We start from the raw sequence: 10691 nt of genomic DNA, 5'->3' as shown, positions 1-10691 counted from the left end.
CCGCGCGCCGCATCGGCAAGGGCGGTCTCGCCGCCGGCCGGGTCGCGGCGCGGGGCGGTCGTGCCGCACGCGCGGTGCCTTGGGCGGCACTGGGCGTGGCGGCCTGGGGCATGGGCAATGGCGGCTGGTTCTGGTGGCGCGCGCATGCCTATAACCGGGCGTGCCGGGATTTGCTGCTGGCGGAGCAGGGTGGGGTGGTCGTTACGGGGTAAGCGACGGGGCGTGGCCTTCGACTTCGGCGCGAAGCGCCGAAGTTTATCCTGAGCAAAGACGAAGGGCTCAGGCTGAACGGAGCGAGGGAATAATGCCGCGATTTCCCCCAACCGCCGTTCAGCCTGAGCGAAGTCGAAGGCCACGCGTAAACCCCTACCGCGTCTCCGCCCGGTCGTCCCAGGCCAGCGCCTCGGCCAGCGAATCGCGAATGCTGCGCAGCATCGCGGCGGGATCGTTCTTCGCCTTGGCCTCGCTTTCGAACAACTGCTGGATGCCGCGCACGGTATAGCCCTGCTGGTTGAGCAACCGGTCGAGCCGGCGGATCAGCGTCAGATCCTCGGGCCGGTAATAGCGGCGGTTGCCCGCACGCTGGACCGGGCGAAGCTGCGGAAAGCGGCTTTCCCAATAGCGCAGGACATGCTGCGCCACGCCGGTCTCGCGCGACGTCTCGCCGATGGTGCGCATGGCACCATCGGTCTTGCCACCGTCCAGCGGTCGTTCGGGTCTATCCGGCCGCGACAATACGATCGCGCATCATCTGGCTGGCGCGGAAGGTCAGCACGCGGCGCGGTGCGATCGGCACCTCCACCCCGGTCTTGGGATTGCGGCCGATCCGCTCTCCCTTGTCGCGCAGCACGAAGGTGCCAAAGCCCGAAATCTTGACGTTTTCGCCGCGCGACAGCGCCTCGCACATCTCGACGAGGATCTGTTCGACCACCTGGGCCGAGTCCGATCGCGACAGCCCGATCTCCTGATGCAGCGATTCCGCCAGATCAGCGCGGGTCAGAGTTCCTTCACTGGTCATTGCCATCCCCCAATGGTGTCTAATGTTCGCCTAACACAGCCAGGAATATGACCGAAAGGGATTTATCTCGGTCAACTTCAGGCATTTGTTCAGAAGCGGATCACCGCCGCGCCCCAGGTGAAGCCGCCACCCATCGCCTCGAGGACGATCAGGTCGTTCTGGCGGATGCGTCCGTCGCGCACCGCCGTGTCCAGCGCCAGCGGCACCGACGCGGCCGAGGTATTGGCATGCCGGTCCACGGTGACGACCACCTTTTCGGGCGCCAGGTTCAGCTTGCGCGCGGTGGCGTCGAGGATGCGGGCATTGGCCTGATGCGGCACCACCCAGTCGACATCGGCCGGGGTCAGGCCGGCCAGCCCCAGCGATTCCTCCATCACCTGCGCCAGATTGACGACGGCATGGCGGAAGACTTCGCGGCCCTTCATGCGCAACTTGCCGACCGTGCCGGTGGTCGAGGGGCCGCCATCGACATAGAGCAGACCGTTATGGCGGCCATCGGCATGGAGCTTGGTCGCGAGGATACCGCGCCCGGCGTCGTCATCGCTCTCGCGCGCTTCCAGCACCATCGCGCCGGCGCCATCGCCGAACAGGACGCAGGTGGTGCGATCCTCCCAGTCGAGGATGCGGCTGAAGGTTTCGGCACCGATCACCAGCGCGCGGCGCTGCACGCCCGAGCGCAGCATCGCATCGGCGACCTGCACGGCATAGAGAAAGCCCGAGCAGACGGCGGCGACGTCGAACGCGACGCAATCGGCGATGCCCAGCATCGCCTGCACTTTGGTCGCGGTCGCCGGAAAGGTCTGGTCCGGGGTGGCGGTCGCCAGCACGATCAGGTCGATGTCCTGCGCCGACAGGCCGGCGGCGGCGATCGCGGCCTTGGCGGCGTCGGCGGCCAGCGTCGCGGTCGTCTCCTCGGGCCCTGCGATATGGCGGAAGCGGATGCCGGTGCGCTCGACGATCCACTCGTCGGAGGTATCGACCTGCTGTGCCAGTTCCTCGTTCGACACCCGCCGGGTTGGAAGCGCCGAGCCCGTGCCGGTGACGATCGAGCGAATCATGCCGCAGCCTCGAAGTTCAGGAGATCCTCGGCGATGCGCCGGGTCAGGTCGGCGCGCACCATCTTGGCCGCGTTGCCGATCGCGGTGGCGACGCCCACTTCGGTGGCGCCGCCATGGCTCTTCACCACCAGGCCGTTGAGACCCAGGAAGACCGCGCCATTATGGTTGTTGGGGTCGAGATGATCGCGCAACAACTGGGTGGCCGGGCGCGAGATCAGGAAACCGATCTTCGAGCGGGTCGAGGAGCGGAAGGCGCGCTTGAGCAGGTCGGCGACGAAGCGCGCGGTGCCCTCGGCGGTCTTGAGCGCGATATTGCCGGCGAAACCGTCGCACACGATGACATCGACCTCACCACGGGCGAGCTGGTTGCCCTCGATGAAGCCGGTGAAGTTCAGCGGCAGGTGATTCTGCCCGCGCAGCACGGCGGCGGCGTCGCGAATCTCGTCGGTGCCCTTCTGATCCTCGGACCCGATGTTGAGCAGCGCGACTCGCGGATTGTCGAGTTCGAGCAGCGTGCGGGCATAGGCCGCGCCCATTACCGCGAACTGGACGAGGTTGCGCGCATCGCACTCGGTATTCGCGCCGAGGTCGAGCATGACGACGTCATTGTCGCCCAGCGTCGGCAACGGCGCGGCCAGCGCCGGCCGGTCGATGCCCGGCAGGGTACGAAGCGACAGCTTGGCCATCGCCATCAGCGCGCCGGTATTACCCGACGACACGGCGGCGGCGGCGCGGCGCTGTTTGACCAGATCGATGGCAATACCCATCGACGTCGTCTTGGCGCGACGAATCGCCTGGCTGGGCTTTTCGTTGGAACCGACGATCTCGGGCGCGTGAACGATCTCGGACGCGGCGGACAGATTGGGATGGGATTTCAGCCCCTCCGCAATCTGCGCCTCGTCGCCGACCAGGAAGAACCGCATGCCCTCATAGCGGCGTCGCGCTCTGGCGACACCGGCAAGCATCACGGCCAGCCCGTCGTCGCCGCCCATCGCATCGACGGCGATCCAGGCGTTATCGGCCATGCGTGTCCTCTAACGGTCGTTCAGGTGAAGGAGGAGGGGATCAGCCCTCGACCGACACGACCTCACGGCCGTTATAATGGCCGCAAGCGGTGCACAGGTTATGCGGACGCTTCAGCTCGCCGCAGTTCGGGCATTCCTGGAACGCCGCGATGGTCAGCGAGTCGTGGCCACGGCGCATGCCGCGCTTGGAGGGCGAAGTCTTTCTCTTGGGGACGGCCATTGCGGCACCTTATCAAATTCGAACAAGGGATGGACGCAACCACTGTCAGCACCCATAGCGCGCCCGGATCGACGACCCGGCCGCGTGAGCACCCAGCCGGACGCATCGCGAAGCCCCGCGCCTATAGCGAGTTTTGCCAATGTTGCAAGCGCGGCCACGGAATGGCACTCCCTGAGATCAGGCAATTTACAGGAAAGACGGCATTTATGGTCCTGCCGGTTACGCTGAGCATCGCGGCGGCGGCCGCCATCGTCAATTTGTGGCTGGCGCTGCGAATCGTGGTCGGGCGTGTCCGGGGCAAGGTCATGATCGGCGATGGCGGCGATTCGCGACTCGCGGCAGGCATCCGCGCCCAGGCCAATTTCGTCGAATATGCGCCCTTCGTCCTGATCCTGATGGGCCTGATCGAGCTGGCCGGCGGATCGTCCTTCTGGCTGTGGGTGCTGGGGGGTGCGTTCATCGTCGCGCGGATCGGCCATGGCCTGGGCATGATGCGGCCCGCGCCCAATATCGGGCGGGCGGGCGGTGCGATCGGCACCTGGGCGATCCTGGCGCTGCTGGCCGGTTGGGGGATCGGGCTCGTCTATACCGCGCAGGCCAAGCCCGTCGCGGCCACCACCGTCGTGAGGATCGACCGCTGATGATTCGCCTGCCCCTGATCGCGCTCGCCGCCGCCACCCTGACCGCCGCCGCGCCCGACCCGATTTCGCCGCAGCGCCTGTCGGCCGATGTGAAGACGCTGGCCTCCGACACGTTCGAGGGCCGTGCGCCGGGAACGCCGGGCGAGGCGAAGACCGTCGACTGGCTGGTCGCGCAGTTCAAGGCGATGGGCCTGAAGCCCGGCGGTCCCGACGGCCAGTGGACCCAAGCCGTGCCGCTGATCCGCACCCAGATCGGGAAAGGGACGATGCGCGCGGGGGGCATGCCGCTCGACCAGGGGCAGGGCATCTATGTCTCGACCGTGCGCCCCGTCGACCGGGTGGCGATCCAGGACGCGCCCATGGTCTTCGTCGGTTACGGCGTGCATGCGCCCGAGCGCAGCTGGGACGATTTCAAGGGCGTCGACCTGAAGGGCAAGATCGCGGTCTTCCTGGTCAACGATCCCGATTTCGAAGCGGTCGCGGGCGACGATGCCAAGGGCAAGTTCGGCGACCGGCGCATGACCTATTATGGCCGCTGGACCTATAAGTTTGAGGAAGCGGCGCGGCAGGGCGCGATCGGCGCGCTGATCGTCCACGACACACCGGGCGCGGGCTATGGCTGGGCGACGGTGACGGCACCGGCGGGCGAGAATTACGATATTGTGCGCAGCGACCCTACCTCGCGCGTGCTGCTCCAGGGCTGGCTGTCGGGCGAGGCGGCGGACAAGCTCTTCGCGGCCGCCGGGCTGGACTTGGCCCAACAGCGCAAAGCGGCGCGGCGCGCGGATTTCCGGCCGGTCGAGCTGAAGGGCCAGCGCTTCTCCGCCGACCTGCCGGTGACGACGGTGCGCGCCGAGAGCCGCAACGTATTGGCCAGGCTGCCCGGCAAGACGCACCCCGACGAAGTCGTGATGTTCGGCGCGCATTGGGACGCTTACGGCAAGGGCGCGCCCGATTCGAAAGGCCGCACGATCCGCCCCGGTGCCAATGACGATGCGCTGGGCGTGGCGGGTGTGCTGGAGCTGGCGCGGGCGTTCAAGGCGGCACCGCGCACCGATCGCAGTCTGGTGTTCGCGCTCTGGACCGGCGAGGAGCGCGGGTTGCTGGGGTCGGAGACCTATGCGGTGAAGCCGGTCTATCCGCTCGCCAAGACGGTCGCGAACCTGACGCTCGACATTCTCCAGACGGCGGGGCCGGCCAGGGACGTGATGCTGGTCGGCGATGGGCAGAACAACCTTGAGGATCGGCTGAAGGCCGCCGCCGCCGCGCAAGGGCGGGTGGTGACGCCCGAGGCGTTGCCCGAGCGCGGGCTGTTCTACCGCGCCGACCATTTCTCGGTCGCACGGCGGGGCGTGCCGACGCTGCTGCTGATGGCGATCAGCGGCGCGCCCGATCTGGTCGCGGGCGGGCGCCCGGCGGGGCAGGCGTGGCTGGACGGCTATATGCGCTGTTATCACCAGACCTGTGATGCCTGGGATTCGACATGGGATTTGCGCGGGGCGGCGGCGGATGTCGGGTTGCTGTACCGGATCGGGCGTGATCTGGCGTCGTCCCGCGATTGGCCGGAGTGGCGTGCGGGTTCGGAGTTCAAGGCGATTCGCAGCGAGAGCGCTGCGGAACGTAGGTGATTCCCTTGGCCTTCGACTGCGCTCAGGCTGAACGGAGCGTGGGAATGGGACTTGCCCCCAAACCCCGTTCAGGCTGAGCGAAGTCGAAGCCCACGCCCCAACCTCGCCCCATCCCAATACCTTACCCCAAACCCAATACCCGATCCGCCACGAACGCGTTGCTTTGCCGCTCATGCCCGAAGGTGCTGGGCTGGCCATGCCCCGGGATGAAGGCGGTGTCGTTCCCCAGCGGCCACAGTTTCTCGACGATCGAGCGGATCAGCGTGTCGTGATCCCCGCCGGGCATGTCCGAGCGCCCGACCGAGCCCTGGAACAGCACATCGCCGACCAGCGCGAATTTCGACGGCGCGTGGTGAAAGATCACATGGCCGCGCGTATGCCCCGGCGTCTCGTACACATCGAGGGTCAGGTCGCCGATCGTCACCGTATCGCCCTCGTTCAGCCAGCGGGTCGGCTCGACGATCTGCGCGGGGATGCCATAGGCCTGGCCGTCCTCGTCCAGCCGCGCGAGCCAGAAGCGGTCCTCCTCCTGCGGCCCCTCGACCGGCACCGAAAGCGCATCGGACAGCGCCTTGGCCCCGCCGGCATGGTCGATATGGCCATGGGTGAGGAGGATCTTCTCCACCGTCACGCCGATCTTGGCGATCGCGTCCTGGATGCGCGGCAGGTCGCCGCCGGGGTCGACGACGGCGGCCTTCATCGTCGCGGTGCACCAGATGATCGAGCAATTCTGCTGGAGCGGGGTGACAGGCACGATCGCGGCGCGCAGCGGGGGCGTTGAAGCAAGGTCAGTCATCGCCCCGAGATAGAGGCTGGGGCGGCCATAGCCAATCGCTGCTTGCCCCAATCGCTGCTTGCATGCCTGGGGGCGGCCCGTGCATGGATCGTCCTTCATGCTGCGCCTCGATGCCCCTTTCGTGTTGCTCGACGATGCCCGTGACGGGGGTGCGGCGGCGCGGCTCTATACCGCGCCGGTCGGGATCGTGACCGCGCATGCGCCCGAAGAGGTCGCGCCCGCGCTCGACCGGCTACGCCAGGCACGGGCGCGCGGGCTGCATGCGGCGGGCTGGATCGCCTATGAGGCCGGCGCGGCGTTCGAGCCGAACGTGGCCGCCGCCGCCGCCGATGGCCCGCTGCTCTGGTTCGGTCTGTTCGAGGATTATCGGACGCTGGCGGTCGAGACGCTGCTGCCCGATCCCGCCGGCGCCTGGATCGGCGCGCTGCGGCCCGAACTGGACGAGGAGCGCCACGCCGCGCAATTCGCCGAGGTCGCCGCGCGGATCGCGGCGGGTGATCTCTATCAGGTCAATCTCAGCTTCCGCGCCACGGCCCGGGTCGTGGGCGATCCGTTGGCGCTCTATGCGGGCCTGCGCGCCCGGTCGCGCGCCGGCTGGGGCGCGGTGGTGGCGACCGGCGATAGGGTGATCCTGTCGCTGTCGCCCGAGATGTTCTTTGCGCTCGATGCCGGTCGGCTGACCGCCAAGCCGATGAAGGGCACCGCGCGGCGACACGGCGATGCCGCCGCCGATGCGCGGGCCGCGCAAGCCCTGCGCGACGATCCCAAACAGCGTGCCGAAAATCTGATGATCGTCGACCTGATGCGCAACGACCTGTCGCGGGTCGCACGGGCCGGCAGCGTGGCGGTGCCCGAGCTGTTCGCGGTCGAACCCTATCCGACGGTGCATCAGATGGTGTCGACCATCACCGCCGATCTGGCCGAGGGGCGTGACGCGGTGGATGTTCTCGCCGCGCTTTTCCCCTGCGGCTCGATCACCGGTGCGCCCAAAATCGCGGCGATGCAGGCGATCACCGCGATCGAGGATTCGCCGCGCGGCCTGTATACCGGCGCGATCGGTCGGCTGGATGCGCATGGCGATGCGATGTTCAACGTCGCCATCCGTACGCTCACCTGGCCCGAGGGGAGCGACCGCGTGACGCTGGGGCTGGGGTCGGGGATCGTCGCCGACTCGGTCGCGGCGGACGAATGGGACGAGTGCCTGGCCAAGGCGGCGTTCCTGACCGACGGCCAGCGCGATTTCGACCTGATCGAGACCATGGCCTTCGACCCGCTGGAGGGTATCCAGCATCTGGAGCTTCATCTGGCGCGGATGAAGGCGAGCGCGAAGGCGCTGGGCTTCACCTTCGACCGCCACGATGCACGCAACGAGTTGCAGGCGGCGACCTTCCGCCTGCGTGAGGCCAAGCGCATTCGGCTGTTGCTCGCCCGCGGCGGCGCGGTGGTGGTCGAGGTCGCCCCACGCCCCGCGCCGTTCGAGTCGCCCGTCGCGGTGCGGGTCGTACCCCTGCCGGTATCGCAGGCCGATCTGCGCCTGCGCCACAAGACCAGCGCGCGCGGCTTTTACGACGCGGCGCGCGCGGCGGCGGGAACGGCGGAAGTGTTGTTCGAGACGCCCGAGGGGTTCCTGACCGAAGGCAGCTATACCAACATCTTCGTCCCGCGCGGCGACCGGTTGGTGACGCCCCCGCTCGCGGACGGGCTGCTGCCCGGCGTGCTGCGCGCCCATTTGATCGACACGGGCCGTGCGGTCGAGGGGCGACTGACGCGCACCGATCTTCGCGACGGATTCTTGCTTGGCAATGCGCTTCGCGGATTGTTTCGTGCGGAGATGGTTGCGAATTGAGGTGGGAGGCGTCTAAAGCGCCCCCGCAAATTCCTGTCGCAAAGGTTCCGTTTCATGCAGCCCTCCGCCGCGCTCGGCCGTATCAGCCCGTCCCCCACGCTTGCCATCACCAGCCGCGTGATGGAGCTGAAGCGCGCAGGGGTCGACGTGATCGGGCTGGGCGCGGGGGAGCCCGATTTCGACACGCCGGACTTCGTCAAAGAGGCCGCGATCCAGGCGATTCGCGACGGCAAGACCAAATACACGAACGTCGACGGCACGCCCGAACTGAAGGCGGCGATCGCAGCCAAGTTCGCGCGCGACAACGGCCTGACCTACAAGGCCGATCAGATCAGCGTGAATGTCGGCGGCAAGCACACTTTGTTCAACGCGATGGTCGCGACGATCGACGCAGGCGATGAGGTCGTGATCCCCGCGCCCTACTGGGTCAGCTACCCGGACGTCGTCCAGTTTGCGGGCGGCGTGCCGGTGATCGTGAAGGCGGGCCCGGAACAGGGGTATAAGCTGACCCCCGAGGCGCTCGACGCGGCGATTAGCCCCAAGACCAAGTGGGTCATCCTCAACTCGCCGTCCAACCCGACGGGCGCGGGCTATACCGCCGACGAGCTGAAGGCGCTGGGCGAGGTGATCCTTCGCCACCCGCATGTCTGGGTGTTCGCCGACGATATGTACGAGCATATCGTCTATGACGGCTTCCGCTTCGCCACCATCGCGCAGGTCTGTCCCGAACTGTACGAGCGCACGCTGACGGTGAACGGCTGTTCCAAGGCGTACGCGATGACCGGCTGGCGCATCGGCTATGCGGGCGGCGCGCCCTGGCTCATCAAGGCGATCGCCAAGCTCCAGTCGCAGTCGACCTCCAACCCCTGTTCGGTGGCGCAGGCGGCGGCGACTGCCGCGCTGACCGGCGACCAGAGCTTCCTCGCCGAGCGCAACCTGGCCTTCCAGGCGCGGCGCGACATGGTGGTGTCGATGCTGAACGCGATCGACGGCATGACCTGCCCGACGCCGGAGGGCGCCTTCTATGTCTATCCATCCTTCGCACCGCTGATCGGCAAGTCGACGCCCTCGGGCCGCCTGATCGACAGCGACGAGGCGTTCGTCGGCTATCTGCTCGACGATGCCAAGGTCGCGGCGGTGCAGGGGGCGGCGTTCGGCCTCTCGCCGGCGATGCGAATCAGCTATGCGACCTCGGACGCGCTGCTGCGGGAAGCCTGCACCCGCATCCAGACGGCGTGCGCCGCCCTGAAATAATTCCGCACCTGTTGCGGTGCGAAAGCCAGTCGATCGGGGCAAGTTCGCGATTCGGCTGGCTTTTTTCATGATCTATATGCGGCGCGGCAATGTGGCTTAACTGTGGCATGAACGACACGATCACGTGCCGTTAATGCTGTGTTTCTATAAATGCCATTGTCGAAACGGCGTCGATCGACCAGATGGCCCCGTAACGATCGCCGGCCCATCCGGGCGGTGACAGCGAACGACAGGTGAAGACGATGCGTGCCCTCCTCAAGTCCAGCTTCGTATGGCAGTTCGCCGGCGGATTTGCGCTTGGCGCCCTGGGTCTCGTGGTCCTGCACCCGGCGGAAGCGCCGAGCCGCTATGCTTCGTCGGCGCCGGTCGAGGCGGTTCGCTAAGGAAATTCCCTTGGCCTTCGACTTCGCTCAGGCTGAACGGAGCGAGGGTATGACGGGTCTCAATAACGGCCGTTCAGGCTGAGCGGATTCGAAGTCCACGCGCGACCTCCGCCTCTAGCCGAAACCCCAAAACGCCCCATATCATGGCGATGCGCACCCCCATCTGCATCGCCCTTGCCGCGACCGCCTTCGGAGCGATCGCGCTATCCTCTCTCCCCGCCAAGGCCGAGCGCGCGGTGCCGTTGCCCAGGGCATCGGTTGACGTACCTGCCACGCCGAAACCCCAGGTCGCCGTCCTCGCGGGTGGCTGCTTCTGGGGCATGGAGGCGGTGTTCGAGCGGGTGAAGGGCGTGCGCGCGGTCACGGCGGGCTATGCCGGGGGGCGTCGCGAGGAGGCGAACTACCCGGCCGTCTCGACCGAGCGCACCCGCCATGCCGAGGCGATCCGCATCGTCTATGATCCGGCTCAGGTGTCCTACGCGACGTTGCTGCGCGTCTATTTCGCGATCGCGCATGATCCGACTCAGGTCGGCGGGCAAGGCCCGGATCGCGGCCCCAGTTACCGCTCGGCGATCTTCGCGCAGTCACCCGAACAGGCCAGGGTCGCGCACGCCTATATCGCGCAGCTGACCAGCGCCCACGCCTTTGCCAAGCCGATCACGACCCGGATCGAGCAGGGCCAGTTCTTCCCGGCCGAGGCGCAACACCAGAATTTCTACGATCGCAATCCGACGCATCCCTATATCACGCGCTGGGACAAGCCCAAGGTCGCCGGCTTCCGTGCCGGTTTCCCCGATCTGGCGCGGGCGGACCGAGGATAAC

At 67.4% G+C, this 10691-nt stretch carries 13 protein-coding genes; 7 read left to right on the top strand and 6 right to left on the bottom strand.

Going from position 1 to position 10691, the window contains the following annotated elements; translation table 11 throughout:
* Positions 1–212, top strand: a 212-nt coding sequence (locus ACQKJZ_RS06820) for a hypothetical protein (RefSeq protein WP_427730497.1), incomplete at its 5' end; no start/stop codon positions are given.
* A gap of 154 nt (positions 213–366) precedes the next feature.
* Here the strand turns inward: ACQKJZ_RS06820 and ACQKJZ_RS06815 are convergent.
* The 5 genes from ACQKJZ_RS06815 to rpmF form a co-directional block, all read right to left on the bottom strand.
* The gene (locus ACQKJZ_RS06815; protein ID WP_427730496.1) at positions 367–678 is read right to left on the bottom strand and encodes a MerR family transcriptional regulator; all 312 of its coding nucleotides are present in this window, start codon (positions 676–678) and stop codon (positions 367–369) included.
* Positions 679–718: 40 nt separating this feature from the next.
* Positions 719–1018 carry an integration host factor subunit alpha gene (locus tag ACQKJZ_RS06810; protein ID WP_312489615.1) on the bottom strand — a complete coding sequence of 100 codons (300 nt, stop codon included), beginning with the start codon at positions 1016–1018 and terminating at the stop codon, positions 719–721.
* An 89-nt stretch (positions 1019–1107) separates the two neighbouring features.
* Entirely contained in the window at positions 1108–2076 is a 969-nt protein-coding gene (locus ACQKJZ_RS06805) for a beta-ketoacyl-ACP synthase III (protein WP_427730495.1), read from the bottom strand.
* Positions 2073–3101: a phosphate acyltransferase PlsX gene (gene plsX, locus ACQKJZ_RS06800; RefSeq protein ID WP_312489617.1), complete on the bottom strand. Its 1029-nt coding sequence runs from the start codon at positions 3099–3101 to the stop codon at positions 2073–2075. The genes ACQKJZ_RS06805 and plsX overlap by 4 nt, the downstream gene beginning before the upstream one ends.
* Positions 3102–3141: 40 nt before the next feature.
* A complete protein-coding gene (gene rpmF, locus ACQKJZ_RS06795; protein WP_037568791.1) occupies positions 3142–3321 on the bottom strand; it encodes a 50S ribosomal protein L32 in 180 nt (59 codons plus the stop codon).
* Positions 3322–3527: 206 nt separating this feature from the next.
* Here rpmF and ACQKJZ_RS06790 point away from each other — a divergent pair, with 206 nt between their 5' ends.
* Both ACQKJZ_RS06790 and ACQKJZ_RS06785 read left to right on the top strand, forming a co-directional pair.
* The gene (locus tag ACQKJZ_RS06790; protein WP_427730494.1) at positions 3528–3962 is read left to right on the top strand and encodes an MAPEG family protein; all 435 of its coding nucleotides are present in this window, start codon (positions 3528–3530) and stop codon (positions 3960–3962) included.
* On the top strand, positions 3962–5590 hold the full coding sequence (locus tag ACQKJZ_RS06785; RefSeq protein WP_427730493.1) for a M28 family metallopeptidase: 1629 nt from the start codon (positions 3962–3964) through the stop codon (positions 5588–5590). Before ACQKJZ_RS06790 ends, ACQKJZ_RS06785 begins: the two co-directional genes overlap by 1 nt.
* Before the next feature lie 121 nt (positions 5591–5711).
* Here ACQKJZ_RS06785 and ACQKJZ_RS06780 read toward each other — a convergent pair whose 3' ends face one another.
* Positions 5712–6386 (bottom strand): MBL fold metallo-hydrolase, encoded by a 675-nt coding sequence (locus ACQKJZ_RS06780; protein WP_427730492.1) that lies wholly within the window; start codon positions 6384–6386, stop codon positions 5712–5714.
* A gap of 97 nt (positions 6387–6483) precedes the next feature.
* Between ACQKJZ_RS06780 and pabB the strand changes: the two genes are divergently transcribed.
* The 4 genes from pabB to msrA all read left to right on the top strand — a co-directional run bounded on the left by pabB (position 6484) and on the right by msrA (position 10690).
* On the top strand, positions 6484–8232 hold the full coding sequence (gene pabB, locus ACQKJZ_RS06775; RefSeq protein ID WP_427730491.1) for an aminodeoxychorismate synthase component I: 1749 nt from the start codon (positions 6484–6486) through the stop codon (positions 8230–8232).
* Positions 8233–8286: 54 nt separating this feature from the next.
* Positions 8287–9486: a pyridoxal phosphate-dependent aminotransferase gene (locus tag ACQKJZ_RS06770; protein ID WP_427730490.1), complete on the top strand. Its 1200-nt coding sequence runs from the start codon at positions 8287–8289 to the stop codon at positions 9484–9486.
* A 233-nt stretch (positions 9487–9719) separates the two neighbouring features.
* Positions 9720–9869 (top strand): hypothetical protein, encoded by a 150-nt coding sequence (locus ACQKJZ_RS06765; RefSeq protein WP_427730489.1) that lies wholly within the window; start codon positions 9720–9722, stop codon positions 9867–9869.
* Between the two features lie 143 nt (positions 9870–10012).
* Complete coding sequence (gene msrA, locus ACQKJZ_RS06760; protein ID WP_427730488.1) at positions 10013–10690, top strand: peptide-methionine (S)-S-oxide reductase MsrA; 678 nt, start codon at positions 10013–10015, stop codon at positions 10688–10690.
* Position 10691 lies beyond the last annotated feature (1 nt).

Source organism: Sphingomonas sp. NPDC019816 (genome assembly GCF_050274375.1).
Lineage (GTDB): Bacteria > Pseudomonadota > Alphaproteobacteria > Sphingomonadales > Sphingomonadaceae > Sphingomonas.
Note: the sequence above shows the minus strand (reverse complement) of the source record. Positions and strands in the feature narration are given on the sequence as shown.